This window comes from Paenibacillus sinensis (assembly GCF_019904155.1).
GTDB classification, from domain to species: Bacteria; Bacillota; Bacilli; order Paenibacillales; family Paenibacillaceae; genus Paenibacillus_AQ; species Paenibacillus_AQ sinensis.
The window spans coordinates 60967-84355 of record NZ_JAHCMB010000183.1 but is presented as its reverse complement, the minus strand read 5'-3'; the positions used below and the strand labels follow the sequence as shown (position 1 = coordinate 84355).

The window sequence follows — 23389 nt, the reverse complement described above, 5'->3', positions numbered from 1 at the left end:
CGCACCGCGAATTGTAAGCGTTACCTAAAATAAATTTATAATTCTCATTGGAATAATAAGATTTACTCTTTTCAAATGGAAATGTTTGTGAGAGAATAGGAACAAATTCGAGCGCTCACCCGCTTCCCTATTGTATAAAGGAGGATTTTTGATGCCAGAACAACCGAAGCTTTCGTTTGAAACCCTCGCCGTCCATGCCGGACAGGAAATTGATCCCACCACCTTCTCCCGGGCGGTTCCGCTCTACCAGACGACGTCCTATGGCTTCCGCGACACCGAGCATGCCGCCAATCTGTTCGGGCTTAAAGAGTTCGGCAATATTTATACCCGGCTGATGAATCCGACTACCGATGTGTTCGAGCAGCGGATTGCCGCTCTGGAGGGAGGCGCAGGCGCGCTTGCCACAGCATCCGGTGCAGCCGCCATTTCCTTCTCCATTCTGAATATCGCCGGAGCCGGTGACGAGATCGTGTCCTCAGCGAGCCTGTATGGCGGAACGTACAATCTGTTCTCCACAACGCTTCCGAAGATTGGCATCAAAGTGAACTTCGTCGATCAGAGCGATCCCGAGAACTTCCGCAAGGCGATTACAGCGAACACGAAAGCCCTGTATGCGGAGACGATCGGTAATCCGAAGGGCGATATCCTCGATATTGAAGCTGTGGCAGCCATCGCGCATGAGCACGGCATTCCGCTGATCGTTGATAACACCTTCCCGAGCCCGTATCTGCTTCGGCCGATCGAGCACGGAGCGGATATCGTCGTTCACTCGGCGACGAAATTCATCGGCGGACACGGCACCTCAATCGGCGGCATCATCGTCGACAGCGGCAAGTTCGACTGGGCGGCGAGCGGCAAATTCCCGGGACTCACGCAGCCCGATCCGAGTTATCACGGTCTCGTCTATACGGAAGCGCTAGGTCCGGTCGCCTATATTATTAAGGCCCGCGTACAACTGCTTCGCGATTTGGGCGCTTCGATCTCGCCGTTCAATTCCTGGCTGCTCTTGCAGGGGCTTGAGACGCTGCACCTTCGCTTGGAGCGACACAGCGAGAATGCGCTGAAGGTCGCACAGTTCCTGGAGAATCATAAAGATGTAGACTGGGTGAGCTATCCGGGACTGCCTAGCCATCCTTCCTATGAGCTGGCGCAGAAATATTTGCCGAAAGGGCAGGGAGCCATCCTGACGTTCGGCATCAAGGGAGGCGCGGAGGCCGGAACGCGGGTTATCGAGCATGTAAAGCTGTTCTCGCATCTGGCCAATGTCGGGGATTCGAAGTCGCTGATCATCCATCCGGCCAGCACGACCCATCAGCAGCTGTCGGAGGAAGAACAGGTGTCGGCGGGAGTATCTCCGGAGTTGATCCGCTTGTCGATCGGTACGGAAGCAATTCAGGATATTATCGCGGATCTGGAGCAGGCGATCGAAGCCGCAGTTGTTGTTCCTGCCCAATAAAGGAAGCCTTCCGGACTCCGGACTCCAGGTGCTTCCGGCAAGCCCTGCCCGTTCCCGCAGGAGAAGCCGTGAATTAATCGGCTCGTTTACGAAATGCGGGCTGCATAATTTGCGGTAACCTTCCGTAAGTATGTAAAGAGACCTTCACTACAGACTGCAGACCTTTTGTCAGGACCGGCGAAGGTACGGCCTTGGGCCGTACCTTCGCCGGTTAATCATAGGAAAGGGCAGGTGCGAACAATGGGGGATAAGCAATTGCGGGGACATGAGGCCGGCGTGGCGCCATCGCCATCGGCTGGGACAACGGCGGAGTGGTTGAAAGAAGGAGGCGCTTATCTGCCTCCATCCTTAAGAGGACTGCGTCCGGCCTTTCTTGTACTGCCCGAAGGCAGGGAGGATCGTCCTTCCGGACGCGAGCCGGCAGCATCCGGCCCAAGCCTGCTCCGCTCAGAGGAGTGGCTGAAGAGCGCAGGCCCGCTGTATGAAGCCTGGCTTGCCAGCGAGGGGAATCTGGAGGCGGAGCAGGCTCTGCGCCGGATCTGCTATCGTCTGCGCGACGAGGCTGCCGCGCAGCTCACAGAGGGAGGCGGTGCCTGGATCACCGCCGCACTTCCGGTGCTTCCGGAGCTAAGCGCCCGTCCGGACCTGTTGGCGGCGCTTCAGGACGCAGTGTTGGAAGCGCTTTTTCGGGCGCTTGGCGAGCGGCAGCGCGGGGGCGGCGACGCCCGCCTGGACCTGCTGGCGTCCTATCCCGCCAGCGCCTGGGAATTCGCGGCTGCGCGCGAATTCATCGAGTCGGTGGCCGAACAGCTTCTCGGCCACCGTTACGCGGCGGCGTGCCGCATCGGGGCGCTAATCGCCCCGGATATCTCGCCCGCCGCCGCGCTGGAAATCGGGCGCACCGCCGATTTCCTGGTGATCGACGGCGCGGCGGCTGGGGCCGCGCCGCTTGACGCCGCAGGCTTCGTCCATGCGGCGGAGGGCATTGCGGCAGCCGTGCGGCGGGTGAAGCCCGCGGCTGCCGTGTTCGCCGCCGGAGCGCCGGCGGCGGAGGCGCTGGCCGATCTGTATCGGATCGGCCTGAACGGGATCTTCTGCGCTCCGGCCCAGCGGACGGAGGCGCTGCTGCGGGCGGCATGCCTGGTCTGGATGGACCGGCATGAGAGCGGCGGGGGAGCGCCTGCGGCAGAGCTGTAATCTTCGTGCCATCCCGCTAGAATGGGAGCAGCTTAATTCATCTGGGAGGTGTCCCGGCCTTAGGGCCGGACACCTCTTTTCGTCTTACGGCGGCCCGATGAAGATGTGTCGAACCAAGATTCTATCAAGTACTGGGTGAATGTGGTAATATAAGGAACTACAATTTATAGGTCAGGTTTGTTTTCATGGGTGTGTGTTCATCGTTTTGATAAATCACAACTCATAAACCAAGATTTCGTAAATAAGCATATCGTAGGGAAGCTGCTCTATACATGTACAAGATTTTATGTTCAGAGTAGATATTCGAATAACAGCGCCGATTTATTAAAGCAATTTGACAAGTTTTATTTTAAATTATTGAACATCTACGACACGACAATATGAAGAGCCGGGAGAACGCTGGAATAAACTCGGCACCAGGAAGTTCCCGGCTCATTTTTTTCGCAAACCGGGCTTCCACCGTTTACAAAATTCGAATAAGGGGTATATACTAAGTATAAGTTGCATTAAGGAAAACAAGTTGTACTATGGAAACAATGATTTTCATTCTCAATTAACATGCTGTCCCGGCATAGCCGGGGCAGCATGTGTCATTTTAAGGGCTGTAAGAATGGCTCTCATTATCAGTGAATGCTGCTCGTCGCCCAAACAAATAAAAAGGAGTGTCTGACATGCAGGAAGCCAAACAACTGCCAAGAATCGCAGCATATGAAGAGAAGAAACCGGGTGCGCCTAAAGGCAGGCGATTTGATCCCAAGGAAATGCTCCAGAATACGGAGATGAGAGCCGCGCTCGGAAGCGGAGCGCTGATGCTTCTCGCCTGGGGTATTCATTCATCGTTCGCGGCGGTGTCGATTCTGCTCTACATCGCGGCCTACACGGTCGGCGGTTGGATCAAAGCGAAGGAAGGGGTCACAACGCTAGTCAAAGAGCATGACCTTGACGTCAATCTGCTCATGATTGCGGCTGCGCTGGGCGCGGCGGCGATCGGCTACTGGAACGAGGGAGCGATGCTGATCTTTATCTTCGCCATGAGCGGAGCGCTGGAGAGCTATACGATGGACCGCAGCCGCAAGGATATCTCCGCACTGATTGCGCTGAAGCCGCAAACAGCCGTGCGCATCGACCAGGGCGCCATGAACGAGGTGTCGATTAACGATCTGGCTGTCGGCGATCTGCTGCTCGTGCGTCCGGGCGAACTGATTCCCGCAGACGGCCTCGTGTACCGGGGCGAATCCTCGGTCGACCAGTCCTCGATTACGGGGGAATCGGTGCCGGTGGAGAAATACGCCGGGGATGATGTGTTCGCGGGCACGCTGAACGGCGAAGGTGCGCTGTATGTCGAAGTAACCAAATCAGCGGAGAACACGCTGTTCGCGAAGATCGTCAAAATGGTGGAAGACGCCGAGGAGGAAGTGCCGGAATCCCAGCGCTTTATCAAGCGGTTCGAGTCCATTTACGCCCGGATTGTCGTCGCGCTGACGGTGCTGCTGATCGCGCTGCCTCCTTTTGTCCTGGACTGGTCCTGGAATCAAACCTTTTATAAAGCGATGGTCTTTCTGGTTGTAGCTTCTCCCTGTGCGCTGGTATCGTCGATTATGCCCGCCATGCTGTCTGCCATTTCCAAGAGCGCCCGCCGGGGGATTCTGTTCAAGGGAGGCGCGCATTTGGAAAATATGTCCCGCACCGCCGTCGTCGCATTCGACAAGACGGGTACGCTGACCGAGGGCACGCCGCAGATGACCGACTTCATTGTCGGTGAAGGCTATTACCGCCAGGAGCTGCTTACCGTATGCGCATCGATTGAAAGCCTGTCCCGGCATCCGCTGGCCGACGCTATCGTTCGGGCTGCCGACGAGGAATGCCTCGAGCTTCGCAGTGTGACGGATTCGCGTTCGCTGACAGGCTGGGGAGTGGAAGGCATCGTCAGCGGGAAGCTGTGGAAGATCGGCAAGTCGAATGTTCTGGATCAGGCTGAACTGTCCAGTCCGGCTGCTGGTGCAAATGCGGTGGATGAGCCCGGAGCCGGGCTGAGCGATGAGAGTCTCTCTTTGTGGAGAGAGCGCCGCGCCGAGCTGGAGAAGGAAGGGAAGACGGTCTCGGTCATCCTGGACGGAGACAAGGTTGCGGGCATGATCGCGCTGCAGGATACGGTGCGCAGCGAGGCCGCCGAAGCGGTGCGCAAGCTGCAGGCGCTTGGCATCAAGGTTGCGATGCTGACCGGAGACCGCGAGGCGACGGCCCGGGCGATCGGAGCGAAGACCGGCGTCGATCTGGTCTTTGCCGACCTTCTGCCCGAGGATAAGGTGAAGCATATCGCCGCTCTCCGGGAGCAGTACGGGCCTACGGTTATGGTCGGCGACGGGGTTAATGATGCGCCTGCTCTTGCGCAGGCAACGGTGGGCATGGGCATGGGAATGAAAGGCAGCGGTGCGGCCCTTGAGGTAGCCGATGTGGTGCTGATGAACGATAATATTGAAGAGATCGCTTCGACTATCTCGCTGGCCCGCCGCTCGCAGCGGATCGTGAAGCAGAATATGACTTTTGCGATCACGGTGATCGTGCTGCTGATTCTCAGCAACTTTATCGAGGGAATCGCCCTGCCATTCGGGGTTGTCGGTCATGAAGGAAGCACGATCCTGGTCATTCTGAACGGCCTGCGCCTGCTTCGCTAACCTCACATAAATTTAGATACTAAAAATTAAATTGTTCACAAAATATTTTACAGACTGTGATCCATCGATATTGACATATTCTTCTCAACGCAGCATAATAAGTATTACTTTATAATAATTCTAATCAAGCAGCTTCCCCTAGCTTATCGACTGACGGAGGGGATGCTGCAACCCATAATAACAAAGGCCAAGGATATGAGCTTCGCTGCTGCATGATTGCCCGGGCAGCTGCCTATCCGTGTCTCAATTTGAGGAGGAACTGTCCATGTACAAATCCATTATCGTCGGTACCGGACCTGCGGGTCTGACCGCCGCCATCTATCTGGCAAGGGCCAATCTGAACCCGCTCGTTATCGAAGGTCCCCAGCCGGGAGGCCAGCTGACCACAACGACGGAAATTGAGAACTTCCCTGGATTCCCTGAAGGGATTATGGGACCCGAGCTGATGGACAATATGCGTGCGCAGGCTGAACGCTTCGGCGCAAAATTCATCACCGGATGGGTGAACAGCGTGGAGCTGGGCGAACGCCCGTTCAAGCTGAATGTGGAAGATATGGGGACGCTTGAGACTGATACGCTGATCATTTCCACCGGAGCCACGGCGAAATATCTGGGCATTCCCGGGGAGCAGGACAATGTCGGACGCGGGGTCAGCACCTGTGCGACCTGCGACGGCTTCTTCTTCCGGAACAAGGAAATTATCGTGGTGGGCGGCGGAGATTCGGCGCTTGAGGAAGCTGGCTTCCTGACCCGCTTCGCCTCAAAGGTGACGCTGGTTCACCGCCGTAATGAACTCCGCGCCTCCAAGATCATGCAGGACCGCGTACGCGACAATGCCAAGGTGGAATGGGGACTGAACCGCACGCCGCTCGAAGTGCTGGCCGGCGACAACGGCGTGACTGGCCTGAAGGTGCTGAACAATGAGACGGGCGAGGAAGAAGTGATTTCGGCCAGCGGCGTATTCGTGGCGATCGGCCATCATCCGAACACCGGATTCCTTGGCGGCCAGATTACGACCGACGCGAACGGTTATATCGTAACGGTTCCGGGCACCTCCGAGACGAACATTCCGGGCGTATTCGCCTGCGGCGACGTTCAGGACACCCGGTACAGACAAGCGATTACGGCGGCAGGCAGCGGCTGCAAAGCGGCCATGGACGCCGAGAAGTACATCGAGAGCCTGGAACACAGCGCGGTTATGCAGTAACATTTAATCCTGAGGCTTCAGGTGCTATAATACAAAATAATAAAGACCAGGAGGGAATAACCATGGAAAATGTAGTGGTATATACATCGACGAACTGCCCGCACTGCAAGCAGGTAAAAAGCTTTCTGACCGAGAAGGGAATCGCCTTTGAGGAACGCAATATTGAACAGAACGACGACTACGCCCAGCAGGTATGGGATATGGGCATGCGCGCCGTGCCGATAACCGTGATCGGTGAACACAAGATCGTCGGCATGAACAAGACGAAGTTCGACAAAGTGCTGGCTGCTGCCGAGTAAGCGCCGCCTGCCAGGTTCGAAAGTATATATGAACGAAGAAAAGCTGGCTGTGCCATCGATTATGATGACACGGCCAGCTTTTTTTGCTGCGGCGCTGATTGCCGTCAGAGAGACAGCTGCCTGTGAGGAGAGGAGGCCTTCTTATACGGGATACGTAACCGGCGGACCGGAGAGCATTGTCTTTCGCCACAGCACATAGGCTCTCCAGGCGCTGCCGTTATCGAGCAGGTCTTTGCAGGTGTAGACGCCTTCCTCAATCGAATCGACCCGCTCGGCCAGATGCAGCCGAACCGCTCCGTTAAGCAGCACCTGGTTATAAAAAGCCAGATGCCCGCCGCCCTGAAGCACTTCCTCGGCGATTTCGAGCTGAAGCGCCGCTGTCCAGTCCACCTCGGGAACGGCGGTATCAAGTCCGTAGGCATCCGGGTCGATGACATCGAGATCCGGCTCGCCGTTCCCGACTCTGTATACCCGGGTCGGGCGGTCGATATGAACGTCCTCCGAGCCTTCCGGACCCTGGATGACCAGCGCCTTGCGGTATTCCAGCCTGGCGAGCAGCCGGGAGAGGCGGTCAAAGACCGTATTATGGTAAATCCCGAATACCAGGTAAGGGGAGCAGGCATAATCGGCCAGCTTCTCGACCGTATTGAAGATCGTGCGCATGCCAAGTTCTTCCCGGATGCTCCGGAGTCCGGCAAGCGGAGGACACCATACCTCGGAGTCCGCGTAGAGCACGCCGCTGCGCGCCGCCGTGTGGATCGCGTGTTCGCGGGCGAACGAGGAGGATGGGATGCCTGATTCTTCGATCAGATCCCGAAGGGTGATCCCCCATTTGGGAGGAAGGGATGCCGAGCCGTGGAGCGTTACCGGCAGACCCGCCGAAGCGAGAAGGAAGGCGGTAGGGAAGGTCGCGGCGAAGGAGCGCACGCGGCCGTCGTAAGGACCAGCGCAGTCGAGACCGCGCTGGATTTGCTCACGCTGTGCGTATTTTCGGCAGACGGCTACGAAGGCTTCTAGCTCCTCCACGCTCTCAAGCTTGATGCGTTCGGCGGCGAGAAATGCGCCGATCTGCGCTGGAGTAGCGGATTGTCTAAGTATGGCTTCAGCGGCGGCCAGGGCTTCGCCATAGCCGAGATCGCGGGCTCCGCGCTTGCCGCGGGCCACTTCTTTCAGCACGTTAATCATGGCGATTCCCCCTTATGGTTGATCCTGAAGCATCTGATAGACCTTGACGATTTGGGTGGCGACGTCCACCATACGCTTGCGCTCGTTCATCGCCTGCTTGCGCAGCAGATCGTATGCTTCGGATTCGGAAATGTTCTTGGCTCTGGACAGAATGCCTTTGGCCATTTCGACCCATTTGCGCTCCTCCAGGCGGGAGAGCAGCTGCTCCTTCTCCTTCATCCACTGCTTGCGCTCGAAGCACTGCCTGGCACCAAAATGCAGACTCCAGTGGATGTCCTTGGGATGCATGTACGGCGAAAGAATGCCGTCGGCCATCACGCTGTCGTCACATGCATCGGCTGACAGATCGGCCGTCAGGTCCGAGCACCACCACAGCACAGGCGCCGTTTTACGGGAACGGATCAGTTTCGACCAGGGTCCCAGTTCCGTGACGGGCAGATACAGAATGGAGGCGTCGGCATCACACAGCAGCGAAACGGCTTCTTCCCGCGATGCCGCCACGTGGGCGATATATCCGCATGATCGGAGAATGAATTCCGGTCTGGATCCGGCTTCGGTCTTGTCAGGAGACAGCTCTCCGTCAAGACCGCCATATACAACCAATAAGGAATGCATAGTCGGACGCCCCTCTTTTCAAACTTTCAGTCAATAGATAAGTTCATAACGCACGGAACATAAAATCAGGATGGACCCGGATAAAAATGCCGAACCTGCTTCTTCCTTTTAGCTCGCCGGGTTTCGAAACGGTGTCCTTATGTGAAATTATATTACACAGTACAGAGTGGGATGTCGATATTTTTAAAAAATAAAATTTTGTATGTTAAATTTATTGACGTTTCAAAAATCGTAATGTATATTACATTTAACAATTTCTTTGTCGGGTACAATGGCGTACCCGGAATAAAGCGGCAATGGCGCCTGCTTGCATGTAAGTTCCCTGGAGATTTCTCTTCGCGGGACGGCATGCGGCGGGCTTTTTGTGTTTCCCGGCTGCGCGTTCACGCTAAAAAGGTTGGCATTCAACGCTGCCGCAGTATGAACAATGCCGTTTGAACTCCGCAGAATAAGTGATGCAGGCGTATTGGTCTTATTTCGGATTGTCCGGGTTCTCATGGAGAGGAGAGAGAATGAAATGGAATCATCTCGTAAACAGCTGGTGCTTGTCGGTAACGGTATGGCGGGGGTACGGGCGATCGAGCATTTGCTGAAGCTGGCACCCGATAAATATAACATTACGATCTTCGGTGCGGAGCCGCATCCGAACTACAACCGGATCATGCTGTCCTCTGTTCTGGCCGGCGGAGCCGACCTGTCCGAGATCGTGCTGAATGACGACGAGTGGTATGAATCCCATCATATTACGCTGCATAAGGGCCATACGGTTACCGAAATCGATACCCGAAAAAAGGTTGTCATTTCGGACGGAGGCATTCTGGCCGATTACGACGAGTTGATTCTGGCGACAGGCTCCAATCCGTTCATGCTGCCGCTACCCGGCGCGGATAAAGAAGGGGTCATCGCCTTCCGCGATATTAAAGATTGCGAGGTGATGATGGAGACGTCCAGAGCTTACCGGAATGCTGTCGTGATCGGCGGCGGCCTGCTCGGATTGGAAGCGGCAAGAGGCCTTCTCCATCTCGGAATGAACGTTTCGGTCGTCCACATCCATGATTATATTATGGAGCGCCAGCTGGACCGGGAAGCCGCATTGATGTTGCAGCGGGAGCTTGAAGCCCAGGGCATGAAGTTTCTATTAAAGAAGCAGTCGGAAGCCATTCTCGGCCATAAAAGGGTCAAAAGCCTGCTCTTCGCGGACGGAACCTCGGCCGACGCCGATCTGATCGTTATGGCGGTCGGCATAAGGCCGAACACGGCGCTTGCGGAGAAGAGCGGCCTTAGCGTCGGAAGAGGCGTTCTCGTGGGCGATTATCTGGAGACGAATATCCCGAATGTCTACGCAATCGGCGAATGCGCGGAGCACCGGGGAATCGCCTACGGCCTGGTCGCCCCGTTGTACGAGCAGGGAGCCGTGCTCGCCAAGCGTCTGGCGGGCGTCGAGACGAACGGCTATGCCGGGTCGGTCACCTCGACCAAGCTGAAGGTATCCGGCGTCGACGTCTTCTCGGCCGGCCGCTATGAGGAGCCGGCGGGCTCGCGGGCGCTTCGCTATCAGGACGAGATCGACGGCGTGTACAAGAAGCTTGTCATCGAAGACGACAAGCTGATCGGCGCGGTGCTCTTCGGCGACACCGCGGACGGTCCGCAGCTCTTCTCGCTGATCAAGAGCGGAGAGAGTATCAAGGGACAGGAGAAGTCCCTTCTGCTTGGACTGCCGGACGGCGCGGGCGAAGCGAAGGCGTCTCCGGCCAGCCGCCTGGAAGCGATGGCGGATGACGAAATCATCTGCGGCTGCAACGGCGTCTCCAAGGGAGCCATCGCCCAGGCCATCACGGAAGGAGGCTGCAACAGCGTCCTCCAGATCAAGGCCTGCACGAAGGCTTCGGCTTCCTGCGGCGGATGCAAGCCGCTGGTGGAAGGGCTGCTGGACCTGTATGCAGGAGATTCGGCGGTCCAGGTGAAGGAGGGCATCTGCGGCTGCACGAGCCTCGGCCGCGACGAGATCGTGGCGGAGATCAAGCGGATGGAGCTGAAGACGGTCAAGGAAGTGATGAACGTGCTGGGCTGGGATACGGAGGAAGGCTGCTCGAAGTGCCGGCCTTCCCTCAACTACTACCTCGGCATGCTCTGGCCGGAGGAGTACAGGGACGAGAAGGAATCCCGCATCACCAACGAGCGGTATCACGCCAACATCCAGAAGGACGGCACGTATTCCGTCGTTCCCCGGATCTATGGCGGCGTCACGTCGCCCGCCGAACTGAAGAAGATAGCCGAGGTGGCGGAGAAGTTCGATGTGCCGCTGGTGAAATTTACGGGAGGGCAGCGGCTTGACCTGCTGGGCGTCCAGAAGAAGGATTTGCCGAAAATCTGGGAAGAGCTTGATATGCCTTCCGGCCATGCTTACGGCAAGACGCTGCGCACGGTCAAGACCTGCGTCGGCTCCACGTTCTGCCGGTTCGGCACCCAGGATTCCATCGCCATGGGCATCCGGCTGGAGAAGGAGTTTGAACGGCTGAACACTCCGGCCAAGGTGAAGCTGGCCGTCTCGGGATGTCCGCGCAACTGTGCGGAGGCGACGATCAAGGACTTCGGAGTCGTGGCAATCGACGGTGGCTGGGAACTGCATGTCGGCGGCAACGGCGGCGTGCATGTCCGGGCGACCGACCTCCTGTGCGTCGTGAGGACGGAGGATGAGGTCGTGGAGTGGTCCCGGGCGTTCCTGCAGTACTATCGGGAGAATGCGAACTGGAACGAGCGGACGTCGAACTGGGTCGAACGGGTCGGGCTGGACAGCATCAAGGAGGCCCTTGCCGATCCGGAGGAACGGAAGGCGCTTGGAGAGCGGATTCGGACAGCACTCAGTGTCATGACTGATCCGTGGAAGCAGATTGTGGATGACAAGGAGCTGCGCAAAAATTTCGAGCCGATCACTGAAGAGCAGGATCGCATTTCGGGAGGGGTTACGGCATGATTAAACCCAAAAGACAGGTGGCCTATGTTGAGGAAATCGACCGGAAAGGCTCCCGGGTGCTGCAGCTGGACGGGCTGGAGATCGCTCTGTTCCGGCTGTCGGGCGGCGAGGTGCTGGCCGTGGAGAACAAATGCCCGCACAAGGGCGGTGCCTTGTCGGAGGGCATGGTGTGCGGAGACAAGGTCCACTGTCCGCTGCATGACTGGCGGATCAGCCTGCATACAGGCCAGGTTCAGGAGCCGGATCACGGCTGCGTGCCGACCTACGAGGTGGAAGTCGATCCGGTTAGCGGAGCGGTCTATCTTATGATCTGACGCATACTTGACGGAATCGGCCCGCCGCCGGTGCGCCGGTGAACGGCCGCATCGGCGGTGGGCCTTACAGCATCAGATAAGATAGGGGAAGCCCCATCCCTATAAAGGAGGACTACACAATGGATAATGCGAAACCCGGCGAAATGCTGGAATCCATGATCGAGGCCGTTAGGGCCAAGGCGGAGCTGATAATTGCAAAGCTCAGCATGAAAGTGACAAGTCCGATGTCTAAACTGGAGGGAAGCCTATGAAGCCCGGCCGCATTTCCATTGTTGGAGCAGGTCCGGGCGATCCCGAACTGATCACGGTCAAGGCGCTGCGGCGCATTCAGGAAGCCGACATCGTGCTCTACGACCGCCTGGTTTCCGATGAGCTGCTGGAGTACGCCAAGCCTGAGGCATGTCTCATCTACTGCGGCAAGTCGCCGGGCAGCCACAGCATGACGCAGCGGGAGATCGAGCAGACGCTGATCCATCATGCAGGTCTGGGGAGGAATGTAGTGCGGCTGAAGGGAGGAGATCCCTTCGTATTCGGGCGGGGCGGGGAAGAAGCACTGGCGGCCGCGGAAGCGGGCATTCCCTGGGAGGTCGTCCCGGGCATTACCTCGGCGGTCGGCGCGGCCGCGGCTGCCGGAATTCCGCTGACCCACCGGGGTATTGCGGCATCCTTCGCCGTCGTTACGGGAAGCCGGAGCAGCGATGCCGAAGAACCCGTGGACTGGAAGCGGCTGGCCGAAGGGGTGGACACCATCGCCATCTACATGGGCGTGGGGCAGCTGCCGCGAATTCAGGCCGAGCTGCTCCGGCACGGGAAGAATCCGTCCACGCCGGCGGCCCTGATCGAGAACGGCACCACCGTTCGTCAGCGGACGGTTACGGGCACGCTGGAGAATATTGGCCAGCTCGCCGCCAGTCTGAAGATTGGCAACCCGGCGATGATCCTCATCGGCGAAGTAGTAGCCGTAAGGGAACGTCTGGCCAGCCTCGAGGCAGCAGCCAGGTCCATGATCGGCTAGCGGCCGGTCAAGCAAGGAGGTGTGAAGAGGGGCCAATTCTTTCTTTGCCACTTAACGAACAACAGCGTCTATTATTGAAGTGCAGCATACAAAACGGCGCCTCCGCAATCAGCAGGAGGCGCCGTTTATTCAGAATTGAAACCGTCTCGGCGGGGTAGCCTATCTGTCAGGATAATCCGTTCTTTTGCCTAAGGGCTGGGAAGGCCGCCTACAGACTCACCCGGACCGAACCGAGAAAATGCATGGCCGCCGCGAAAGCCGCGCCGGTCATTGTCGCGCGGCTGCCCAGCGTCGAGAACGAGATTTCGAGCTTGCGTTTATGATAGGGCAGCGTGCGGCCCGCCACGGTCCTGCGCAGCGGCTCGGCGAGCCAATCCGACGCTTCCGAGAGGGGCCCGCCGATGACGATGACCTCCGGGTTGAAGCTGTTGACCAGATTAGTCACCCCTATGCCGAGGTATTCGCCAAGCTTGGCGAAGTGATCGATCGCGTTCTGCTGGCCGAGCACGGCGTGCGCCACAAGCTCCGGAGTAGTCCGCGCCGGAAGAGGCAGAGCAGGGTTGTCGTACGTCTTCTCCGAAGCGTACAGTTCCCAGCAGCCGCGGCTTCCGCAGCTGCAGGGCAGCCCGGCGAATTCGATCGTCATATGGCCCGTCTCTCCGGCATAACCTCTGGCTCCCTTGTAGAGCTGGCCGTCGATAATGATGCCTGAGCCGATACCGGAGCCTGCACTGACATAGAGCAGATGGCGGGTGTCCCGGGCTGCGCCGAAATTAAGCTCGCCCTGCGCTCCGGCGTTGGCCTCGTTGTCGATCACGACGGGTACGGAGAAGGCGGACTGAAGCTCGCTGCACAGATCGACCCCTTCCCAGCCCAGGTTGGGAGCGAACAGGATGACACCGTTCTCGTCCACCATGCCGGGGACGCCGATGCCGATGCCGACCAGTCCATAGGTGGTGGAGGGGGCCTGCTCCGTGAGCTGCGCAATCATCTTCTTCATCTGGGCGAGGACAGGAGCGGGTGAATGCTGTTCAAGCGGGGAATCGCTTTCATAAAGGACCCGGCCGCCCAGGTCGCAGAGCATGGCCGTCAGCTGCTTCACCCGCAGCTCCATGCCGATGACAACGCCGGCCATGGCGCCGAAATGCAGCATCACCGGCTTGCGGCCGCCGCTTGATTCGCCGGGGCCGACCTCAAGCACAAGCTGCTCCTGGCACAGCTCGGCCACAAGATTCGATACGGTCGCCTTGTTCAGGCCGGTCATTTCCGACACCCTGGCACGAGACAGCGGCGCTTCTTTGCGAATGGTATGGAGGATGAGGGACTTATTGATTTTCTTGACCAACGCCTGATCGCCGGTGACTCTCACGGTCTGCACTTCCTTTTTCATAAATAAAAATGTATAAGCTGCATGATGAGTTATGGCCTTCTGAAATACCGGAAAACGCCGGTGTCTATAGGAACAGCTCAGGTGTTAATCTTGCCGCTTCACAATGGATATGCCTTCTAGTCTAGTGCCAACGATTCGGAAATGCAACCCGAAAAAAAGGTTTAAAAAAACTTTGTTTAAGCAATATACAAAGTCAGAAGGATGTGCTAAACTGCTCTTGTAAACGTTTGCCGTCGGCTCGATGGTCAAGAGCAATCATTCATTTTTCCAATATGAGGAGGAAGCTGTAATGGCTTATTTTGAAAGTGTGGGCAAGATCTCGTATGAAGGAAGCCGCTCCAAGAATCCGTTCGCGTACAAATTCTACAATGCTGAAGAGGTAGTAGCCGGCAAGACGATGGAGGAGCATCTTCGCTTCGCCATGGCCTACTGGCACACGCTCTGCGCAGGCGGCTCCGATCCATTCGGCGCTGAAACTGCAGTGCGCGCCTGGAATGGCTACAGCGCATTGGACAAGGCGAAAGCCCGCGTCGAGGCCGCTTTTGAATTCCTGGACAAGACGGGTATCCCGTTCTACTGCTTCCATGATATCGACATCGCGCCTGAAGGCGATTCGCTCCGCGAATTCTATGCCAACATCGATACGATCGTTGACCTGCTGGAACAGGGCATGAAGTCTTCCGGCAAAAAGCTGCTGTGGAACACGGCGAACATGTTCACCAACCCGCGCTTCCTGCATGGCGCAGGCTCGACCTGCAATGCCGACGTATACGCCCATGCCGCCGCCCAGATCAAGAAGGGGCTGGAAGTTGGCAAACGCCTCGGCGCCGAGAACTATGTGTTCTGGGGCGGCCGCGAAGGCTACGAAACGCTGCTGAATACCGATATGGGTCTGGAGCAGGACAACATCGCCCGCCTGTTCCACCTGGCGAACGATTATGCGAAGGAAATCGGCTTCGACGGCCAGTTCCTGATCGAGCCGAAGCCGAAGGAGCCGACCAAGCACCAATACGACTTCGACGCCGCCACTACGCTTGCGTTCCTGCAGAAATACGGTCTGGAGAAGACCTTCAAGCTGAACCTGGAAGCCAACCACGCAACGCTGGCCGGACATACGTTCCAGCATGAGCTGCGCGTTGCCCGCATCAACGGCGTGCTGGGCTCCCTCGACGCCAACCAGGGCGACATGCTGCTCGGATGGGATACCGATGAATTCCCGGTAAATGTGTACGATTCCACCCTGACGCTGTACGAAGTGCTGAAGAACGACGGTCTCGGCAAGGGCGGGATCAACTTTGACTCCAAGGTGCGCCGCGCTTCCTTCGAGCCGGAGGATCTGTTCCTTGCGCACATCGCGGGCATGGATACTTACGCCAAGGGTCTGAAGGTTGCTGCCAAGCTGATCGAGGACCGCGTATTCGAAGACGTTATCGAGAAGCGCTACAGCAGCTTCAAGGAAGGCATCGGCGCCGACGTCGTTGCAGGCAAAGCTACGCTGGCTTCCCTCGCCGAATATGCGCTGTCCAACGAAAATCCGCGTCCGAACGAATCGGGACGCCATGAACTGCTGCATTCGATCCTGAACCAATACATTCTGGCCGAATAGGCGAAGAGCTGCGGGCTGACGACAGGGCGGGCAACCGCTCTCTCTGTCAGCCCGTTTTGCTGCTTCCATAAGCAGAATACAGGAGGATATCTATGAACTATGTAATTGGTATCGATCTGGGCACCAGCGCCGTGAAGTCGGCTCTGGTAGACCGCGAAGGCCAGGTGGCGGGCGAGCATTCGGAGAGCTATCCGCTGATGAGACCGAAGCCGGGTTACAGCGAGCAGAACCCGGAGGACTGGGTGGAAGGCACGATCACCTCGCTGAAACGGCTGATGGAGAAGACGGGCATCCAGCCGTCGCAGGTTGACGGCATCAGCTTCTCGGGACAGATGCACGGTCTCGTGCTCGTGGACGAGGACGGCAAGCCGCTCCGCCCGGCCATTCTGTGGAATGACACGCGGACGACGGCGCAGTGCCGGAAGATCGAGAGCACGCTCGGAGAGCGTCTGCTTGACATCGCCCGCAACAAGGCGCTGGAAGGCTTCACGCTGCCGAAGCTGCTGTGGGTGCAGGAGAATGAGCCTGAACTTCTGGATCAGGCGAAGCTGTTCCTGCTGCCGAAGGATTATGTGCGCTTCCGGCTGACGGGCGAATACGCGACCGAATATTCGGACGCAGCAGGCACGCTGCTGCTGGACGCCGCAGCCAAGGACTGGAGCGCCGAGATCGCGCAGGCGTTCAATCTGCCGCTGTCGCTCTGCCCGCCGCTTACGGAATCGTTCGGCCAGACCGGCGGGCTTCTGCCGGAAATCGCAGAAGCGTCGGGCCTCGCTCCGGGAACGAAGGTGTTCGCCGGCGGCGCGGACAATGCCTGCGGCGCGCTGGGCGCCGGCATTCTGGGTGAAGGCAGAACGATGTGCAGCATCGGCACGTCCGGCGTCGTGCTGTCCTATGAGAGCGACAAGACGCTAAATCTGAAGGGAAGCGCCCATTTCTTCAATCACGCGGAGAAGGACGGCTATTATATTATGGGCGTAACGCTCGCGGCTGGCTATAGCCTGACCTGGTTCAAGGAGACATTCGCCGAAGACAAGAGCTTCAACGATCTTCTGGCGGGAATCGGCGATATTCCGGCCGGCAGCGGCGGACTGCTCTTCACGCCGTATATTGTGGGCGAGCGGACGCCGCATGCGGATTCCGATATCCGGGGCAGCTTCATTGGCATGGACTCGGGCCACAGTCTCACCCATTTTGCAAGAGCCGTGCTGGAGGGAATTACGTTCTCGCTCCGGGAATCCGTAGACATCGTCCGCGGAGCCGGCAAGGAGATCAAGGAAGTTGTGTCCATCGGCGGGGGAGCGAAAAATCCCGACTGGCTGCAGATGCAGGCGGATATTTTCAATGCTACAATAATTAGACTGGAAAGCGAGCAGGGACCGGCGCTTGGAGCGGCCATGCTGGCCGCCTACGGCGCAGGGTGGTTCGGTTCCCTGGAGGAATGTGCGGCTGCATTCATCCGTCCGGCGGGAGCGTATCAGCCGAATCCGGAGCAGGTCAAGCGTTATGAAGGAATTTATAGTCTGTACCAGGACGTATACGGCCAGACCCGTGAACTGAACCGGCGTCTCGCTGAATACCGCAACTAACAGCGTCCGGCAGAGCCTGCCGGACAAGCGACGAAGGAGTAAACTATGATCAAAGTGCTGATTGTGGATGATGAGCCTAAGCTGAGAGAGGGGCTGCGAACCTTGATACCCTGGGAGGAGCTGGGGTATACGGTTGTGGCCACAGCGGGCAACGGGGCCGAAGCGCTTAAAAAATATCATGTCTTTGCTCCGGAGTTGATTATCGCCGATATCCGCATGCCCGTTATGGACGGACTACGGCTGCTCAGCGAGCTGAGGCAGGCAGGAGAACGCTGTCATGTACTCATCTTAAGCGGGCATGCGGACTTCGAATATGCCAAGCAGGCGATCTCTCACCGGGCGGACGGCTATCTGCTGAAGCCCGTGGATGAGGATGAACTGATGACCTACCTGAACAATCTGCGGGAAGTGATTCTGAAGGAGTCCCAGCTCAGCCAGATGAACGCAGCCGAGCAGGCTGCGAGCCGAGAGGCGCTTCTGTACCAGCTTCTTCACTCCGGGGGGGAGAAGGCCGCTGCGGAAGAGGCAGCAGTGGCCCTGGGGCTGGCCGGAAAGGCGACGGAGGTCGTGCTGATCGAGCTGAAGCGAAGCGGCAAGAATGGGGATGAGCGGGAAGAGCAGGTTAAGCGCGCGCTGGAGCACCGCTGGTCCGAGCCGGACCGGGGGCTGTTCTTCAGCAATCCCCCATACCTGGGGCTGCTGCTGACCGAGCCGCTCCGCGATGAAGCCGCACGCGGCGAGCTTTGGCGCGAGCTGGACGGCCTGATCGCCAAGGAGGGCCTGGAATTCTCCGCGGCGGCGGGAGGCGCGGCGGGCGAGCCTGTCGCGGTCGCCACATCCTTCTCGGCTGCGCGCGAGTCTCTGGGCGCCCGCTTCTTCGGTGTCAAGGACACGCTGCTGAGCGGAAGACCGGAGGAATGGCCGCTGCCTGAAGCGAATTCCGGGGATTCGCAGGTACAGAGCGCGGAGAACGGTCTGCTGCTGGCGGTGGAGACGGGAAGCACGGAGAGCATGTCCGAGCTGGTGGGGCTGATTCTTGCGGGGCTTGTGTCCGAGCATCGGGAGGAGCGCTATCTCAAAGACCATCTGATGCGCATCATCAGCGGCGTTTCGGCGCGCCTTGAAACGGCCTATCCGGAGATCAAGCCTTTCATAGCCGAGAGCGCACATTCGCTCAGCCGGGTATACACCGCGGATTATTTGAGCGAGCTTCAATCCCGCGCGGCAGATTATCTGCAGCGCATTTCGGATGGCCTCAGCGCCGGCCGGGGCGATGAGATCAAGCGGATCACCGATTTGATCCAGCGACGCTACAACGAGAATCTCAAGCTTGGCACGCTGGCCGATATGTTCAATTACAACAGCGCTTACTTAGGCAAAATGTTCAAGAATCATACGGGTGAACACTTCAACACCTACCTGGACAAAGTGCGCATAGAGAAGGCGAAGCAGTTCCTGGCGCAGGGGATGAAGGTATACGAGGTGGCCGAAAGAGTAGGGTACATGAATCCTGACTATTTCAACGCCAAGTTCAGGAAATATGTGGGCGTCTCTCCGACCGCTTACCGGAAGGAACGCTGATCCGCTGATACCGCAAAGCTTCGGCGGATGATCGTGCCCGGGTTCCAGACCGCCCGGAAGAGCGGATGACCGGGCCAGGCTTCCGAACCGCTCGGAAAAGCGGATGACTGGTCCGGGTCCCGGACTGCCCCGAAGAGTGGAGGACGCGCCGCTCAGGGTGAATGCCGGCCCCCGCAGCTTCTACTCCGCCTCTTTAGCGCATGAACAGGCTGTCTTCGGCGTTTCCGCCGGAGGGGGTCTGTTTTTCTATTTTTCGAGTCCATAGATTTCCTGTTACCGCATCTCTTTGCCGATCGATCTTTCTCCGATATAGTTGTGTTATTATAGGGTGTTTTTATAGGGACCTCGAATTGCCTGGAAAGGGTGAGTACGATCAAATCTCTGATTCGCGCCATCAATGACATGAAGCTGAAGAACAAGCTGATCTTGTTCTATTGTCTGTTCGTTATGCTGCCCGTGCTGGTCGTCGGCATTAGCCTGACAAGCTATTACCGGAGTGAGGCGCTCAGCAGGGCGATCGATCAGGCCACTAACAATGTCGCCAAGATCAAGAGCCAGCTGTCTTCGCTGCTTCGCGTGCCGACGGATATTTCCAATCTGCTGGTCTTTGACCAGCAATTAAACGAGCTTGTCAATACGCGTTATGCCAATATTCTGGAGCTGACGAAGGCTTATAACAATTACAAGGTGTTCGATAAGTATATTTTGCAGTACCGCGAGATTTCGAATATCCGCTTCTTTATCGACAATCCTACGCTGGTGAATAATATGTCGATTTCGCCGGTGGACGCCGATATCAAATCGAGCATCTGGTTCAACTCCGTCATGAAGAATAAGGGGATCTATTGGCTGTATATCCCCGATAAGGATGTATACAGCAGCAGCCCGGCTGGCTCGATCAACAAGCTGAGCCTGGTCCGCCACGTAGCCTATCCGGAATTCCGCCGGACAGGCATCCTGATGGTGCAGATGAAGCCGGAAGGGCTGGAGCAGATGCTGTATCAGGAGCCCTTCGAGACGCTGGTTGTGGATGAGCAGGGCTACATTGCCGCGGCCAAAAGTCAGGAGCAGATCGGCCAAACGCTGGACTCGCTCGATATCGGCGCAGATCTGGGCACATCGGGGGAGAAAGTCATCAAGACAACTGTAAAGGGCGTTGATTCCTATGTCATAGTGAACGAGCTGACTCCGCTGTACAGCATCAGCAAGCTGAAAATTGTATCCGTATTCGCGACCGAGGATATTGTCAAAGACGCCAACAGGGTCAGCACACTCGGACTTATCATTATTCTTGGCGTACTCGTGGTAGCGCTTGCGATGGTCAATGCGATTTCCTTCCTGATGACCAACCGTCTGCTTCGCCTGAGCCGCCAGCTGAACCAGGTGGCGCTCGGCAATTTCAACGTGATTTCGAATATCGACGGCAATGATGAAATCGGCCAGCTGTCCCGCCAGTTCAATTATATGGTCGGCAGCATCAACCAGCTGATCGAGCGGGTTATCGAGAGCAATGAGCGGAACAGCAAGCTGGAGCTCGCCCAGAAGGAGATCAAATTCAAGATGATGGCCAGCCAGATCAATCCGCACTTCCTGTTCAATGCGCTGGAATCCATTCGCATGAACGCCCATATCAAAGGCGAGAAGGAAATCGCCAACACGGTAAGGCTTCTTGGCAAGCTGATGCGCAAGAATCTGGAGGTCGGGCGGGACATGGCGCCGATCAAGGACGAGGTGGAGATGATCCGTTCTTACCTGGAAATTCAGAAATTCCGCTACGAGGACCGGCTGGATTACGACTTGTCCGTTGATCCGGAATGCATGGATATTGTGATGCCTCCGCTCATCATACAGCCGCTGGTGGAGAACTCGGTGGTTCACGGCCTGGAGAACAAGGAAGGCGCGGTTCGGGTTGATGTGCATATTGCCCTGAAGGACGAGAATATCGAGGTTATGGTGCGGGATGACGGAGCGGGCATGTCGGAGGACCGGCTCGCCGAGATCAGGGAGGTCATCTCGAAGGCTGAGGATGAGCCGCGAAGCCGGATCGGTCTGCGGAACGTTCATCAGCGGCTGGTACTGTACTATGGTGAGAACCGCGGGCTTCATATTGAGAGCCGGGAGGGTGAGGGTACATGCATCACCTTTTCCATTCCGGAAACGGGGGAACATACGAACTGACAAACCCGCAATCTATATGGGGAATGTCAAATTCTTATGGGGTTTTACGTTAAATCTGTCGGGTACTGAAAGCGCATCCGCTAAGCTATGATATAAACATCATAACGAAGGGGGGATGTAGAAAGTGGAAGCGCTAACCGAGTCGAATGTACCGGCCAATGAAAGCGTAAACTCCTCTACCCCGCGCAAGAAGAAGTCGAATGGATGGTTGAAGAGCTTTGCTGAACAGAAATACTTGTATATGATGTCAATTCCATTCGTTATATGGGTGTTTATCTTCAGTTACTTGCCATTATGGGGCTGGACGATGGCCTTTCAAAACTACAAGCCATCAAAATCTTTTGGGGAACAAAAATGGGTGGGGTTCGACAACTTCACAAGGCTGTTCCAGGATGAACGGTTCTATCTGGTACTTCGCAACACCTTGGTAATGAGCGGTCTGGGATTGGTCTTCGGGTTCATAGTTCCAATTGTATTCGCTGTCATGCTGAATGAAATACGGGGGAACACCTTCAAGAGAACGGTTCAGACGGTTTCCTATCTCCCCCACTTTGTATCCTGGGTCGTCGTTGCGGGCATTGTGTCCAAGATGCTCTCGATCGACGGCGGGATTGTCAATCAGCTGCTGATGTGGACGCATATAATCGACACACCGATTCAGTTTATGGCTCAAGGCAAGTATTTCTGGGGAATTGTAACCGCATCCGATCTGTGGAAAGAAACCGGATGGAACGCCATCATTTATCTGGCGGCAATTACCGGTATTGATAAAGAACTGTACGAGGCATCCCGTGTTGACGGGGCCGGAAGATTCAAACAGATGTTCCATATCACGCTGCCGGGCATCCGTTCCACCGTCATGGTGCTGCTGATCATGTCCATCGGTCATCTGATCGGAATCGGTTTCGAGAAGCAGTTCCAGTTGAGCAACAACCTGGTTACCGACTATTCGGAAGTCCTTGACATATACGCGCTTAAATACGGTATACAAATCGGGCACTTCTCCTATGGTACCGCCATCAGTATGTTCACCTCGGTTGTCAGTATCATTCTGCTCCTGAGCGCTAACGGCTTGATGAAGAAATTTACCAAAGAAAGCATCATGTAGGAAGGGGGACTCAAGAAATGAATACGAAAGCTTTTAACATGACCAAAGGGGAGCGGCTGTTCGATGTGCTGCTGTATGTCTTCCTTGCAATCGTGATGATTGTCACCTTGTACCCCTTTCTGAACGTGCTGGCCATTTCTTTGAATGAGTCGGTCGACACGGTAAGGGGCGGCATATACATCTGGCCGCGGGCTTGGACGCTTGAGAACTACCAACGCATCTTCAGCTATACCGGGCTTATTCAAGGCTTCAAAATCTCGGTGCTCCGCACCGTGCTCGGGACGATCGTCGGATTGATCAGCTCCTCCATGCTGGCGTTCACGCTCAGCCGGCAGGAGTTCAAAGCCAGAAAAGCAGTCTCGGTCTTCCTGGCTATGACGATGTATGTATCCGGCGGCCTGGTTCCGGTGTACATTCTGATGCGACAGCTGAACCTGATCGGCAGCTTCTGGGTCTACATTCTCCCCGGCGCCGTATCCGCCTTCAACGTATTCGTCATTCGTTCCTTCATGGACGGTCTGCCCTTTGCCCTTCAGGAATCGGCCAAGCTTGATGGCGCGAATGATTTCAAGATCTACTACAAAATCATCATGCCGCTCTGCAAGCCGGTTCTGGCGACAATCGCGCTGTTCCTGGCGGTGGGCCAGTGGAATGAATGGTTCTCGACCTATCTGTACAACGGCAGCAAGGCGAATCTGACTACCCTGCAGTACGAGCTGATGAAGGTGCTGGCGACAACGAACCAGGGCGGGGCCATGACGAACGCCAACGATATGGCGAAGCAAATGGCGAATATCTCGCCGGAATCGATCAAAATGGCGATTACGATTGTCGTTACCGTACCGATTCTCATCGTCTATCCGTTCCTGCAAAAGTACTTTGTAGGCGGCATGACATTGGGAGCGGTCAAGGCTTAAAGCGCACGAACGGGAGATTAACGGGGCGTATCCGGCAAAGCCGGGCCCCGTTCCCGAATTCCTTCAACATCACGGTTTACTGG

Annotated in this window: 18 protein-coding genes; 15 read left to right on the top strand and 3 right to left on the bottom strand. The window is 56.9% G+C overall.

Going from position 1 to position 23389, the window contains the following annotated elements; translation table 11 throughout:
- Positions 1-151: 151 nt before the first annotated feature.
- The 5 genes from KIH86_RS20715 (at position 152) to KIH86_RS20695 (ending at position 6834) form a co-directional block, all read left to right on the top strand.
- Positions 152-1456, top strand: a complete 1305-nt coding sequence (locus KIH86_RS20715) for a homocysteine synthase (protein ID WP_223080685.1) — start codon at positions 152-154, stop codon at positions 1454-1456.
- A 240-nt stretch (positions 1457-1696) separates the two neighbouring features.
- A complete protein-coding gene (locus tag KIH86_RS20710; protein WP_223080686.1) occupies positions 1697-2653 on the top strand; it encodes a hypothetical protein in 957 nt (318 codons plus the stop codon).
- A 671-nt stretch (positions 2654-3324) separates the two neighbouring features.
- Positions 3325-5328: a heavy metal translocating P-type ATPase gene (locus tag KIH86_RS20705; RefSeq protein WP_223080687.1), complete on the top strand. Its 2004-nt coding sequence runs from the start codon at positions 3325-3327 to the stop codon at positions 5326-5328.
- Positions 5329-5593: 265 nt separating this feature from the next.
- On the top strand, positions 5594-6535 hold the full coding sequence (gene trxB, locus KIH86_RS20700) for a thioredoxin-disulfide reductase (protein ID WP_223080688.1): 942 nt from the start codon (positions 5594-5596) through the stop codon (positions 6533-6535).
- Positions 6536-6597: 62 nt separating this feature from the next.
- A complete protein-coding gene (locus KIH86_RS20695; RefSeq protein ID WP_223080689.1) occupies positions 6598-6834 on the top strand; it encodes a glutaredoxin family protein in 237 nt (78 codons plus the stop codon).
- Positions 6835-6975: 141 nt separating this feature from the next.
- Here KIH86_RS20695 and KIH86_RS20690 read toward each other — a convergent pair whose 3' ends face one another.
- Positions 6976-8025 (bottom strand): anthranilate phosphoribosyltransferase, encoded by a 1050-nt coding sequence (locus KIH86_RS20690; protein WP_223080752.1) that lies wholly within the window; start codon positions 8023-8025, stop codon positions 6976-6978.
- Positions 8026-8031: 6 nt separating this feature from the next.
- Entirely contained in the window at positions 8032-8634 is a 603-nt protein-coding gene (locus KIH86_RS20685) for an ANTAR domain-containing response regulator (protein ID WP_223080690.1), read from the bottom strand.
- Between the two features lie 517 nt (positions 8635-9151).
- Between KIH86_RS20685 and nirB the strand changes: the two genes are divergently transcribed.
- From nirB to cobA, 4 genes are all read left to right on the top strand, one after another.
- A complete protein-coding gene (gene nirB, locus KIH86_RS20680; RefSeq protein WP_223080691.1) occupies positions 9152-11608 on the top strand; it encodes a nitrite reductase large subunit NirB in 2457 nt (818 codons plus the stop codon).
- Positions 11605-11922, top strand: a complete 318-nt coding sequence (gene nirD / locus KIH86_RS20675) for a nitrite reductase small subunit NirD (protein ID WP_223080692.1) — start codon at positions 11605-11607, stop codon at positions 11920-11922. Before nirB ends, nirD begins: the two co-directional genes overlap by 4 nt.
- A 119-nt stretch (positions 11923-12041) precedes the next feature.
- Positions 12042-12173, top strand: a complete 132-nt coding sequence (locus tag KIH86_RS29880; RefSeq protein WP_262416277.1) for a hypothetical protein — start codon at positions 12042-12044, stop codon at positions 12171-12173.
- On the top strand, positions 12170-12937 hold the full coding sequence (gene cobA / locus KIH86_RS20670) for a uroporphyrinogen-III C-methyltransferase (RefSeq protein ID WP_223080693.1): 768 nt from the start codon (positions 12170-12172) through the stop codon (positions 12935-12937). Before KIH86_RS29880 ends, cobA begins: the two co-directional genes overlap by 4 nt.
- A 208-nt stretch (positions 12938-13145) precedes the next feature.
- On the opposite strand, the gene KIH86_RS20665 is transcribed toward cobA, so the two are convergent.
- Positions 13146-14306, bottom strand: a complete 1161-nt coding sequence (locus KIH86_RS20665) for an ROK family transcriptional regulator (RefSeq protein WP_223080694.1) — start codon at positions 14304-14306, stop codon at positions 13146-13148.
- 310 nt (positions 14307-14616) lie between these two features.
- Here KIH86_RS20665 and xylA point away from each other — a divergent pair, with 310 nt between their 5' ends.
- The 6 genes from xylA (at position 14617) to KIH86_RS20635 (ending at position 23306) form a co-directional block, all read left to right on the top strand.
- Positions 14617-15933: a xylose isomerase gene (gene xylA, locus KIH86_RS20660; protein ID WP_223080695.1), complete on the top strand. Its 1317-nt coding sequence runs from the start codon at positions 14617-14619 to the stop codon at positions 15931-15933.
- A gap of 92 nt (positions 15934-16025) precedes the next feature.
- Positions 16026-17522, top strand: a complete 1497-nt coding sequence (gene xylB / locus KIH86_RS20655; RefSeq protein ID WP_223080696.1) for a xylulokinase — start codon at positions 16026-16028, stop codon at positions 17520-17522.
- 45 nt (positions 17523-17567) lie between these two features.
- Entirely contained in the window at positions 17568-19103 is a 1536-nt protein-coding gene (locus KIH86_RS20650; protein WP_223080697.1) for a response regulator transcription factor, read from the top strand.
- 363 nt (positions 19104-19466) lie between these two features.
- The gene (locus tag KIH86_RS20645) at positions 19467-21281 is read left to right on the top strand and encodes a sensor histidine kinase (RefSeq protein WP_407672328.1); all 1815 of its coding nucleotides are present in this window, start codon (positions 19467-19469) and stop codon (positions 21279-21281) included.
- Between the two features lie 208 nt (positions 21282-21489).
- Positions 21490-22389, top strand: a complete 900-nt coding sequence (locus KIH86_RS20640; RefSeq protein ID WP_235775521.1) for an ABC transporter permease — start codon at positions 21490-21492, stop codon at positions 22387-22389.
- A gap of 17 nt (positions 22390-22406) precedes the next feature.
- On the top strand, positions 22407-23306 hold the full coding sequence (locus KIH86_RS20635; RefSeq protein ID WP_223080698.1) for a carbohydrate ABC transporter permease: 900 nt from the start codon (positions 22407-22409) through the stop codon (positions 23304-23306).
- The last annotated feature ends 83 nt before the right edge of the window (positions 23307-23389 follow it).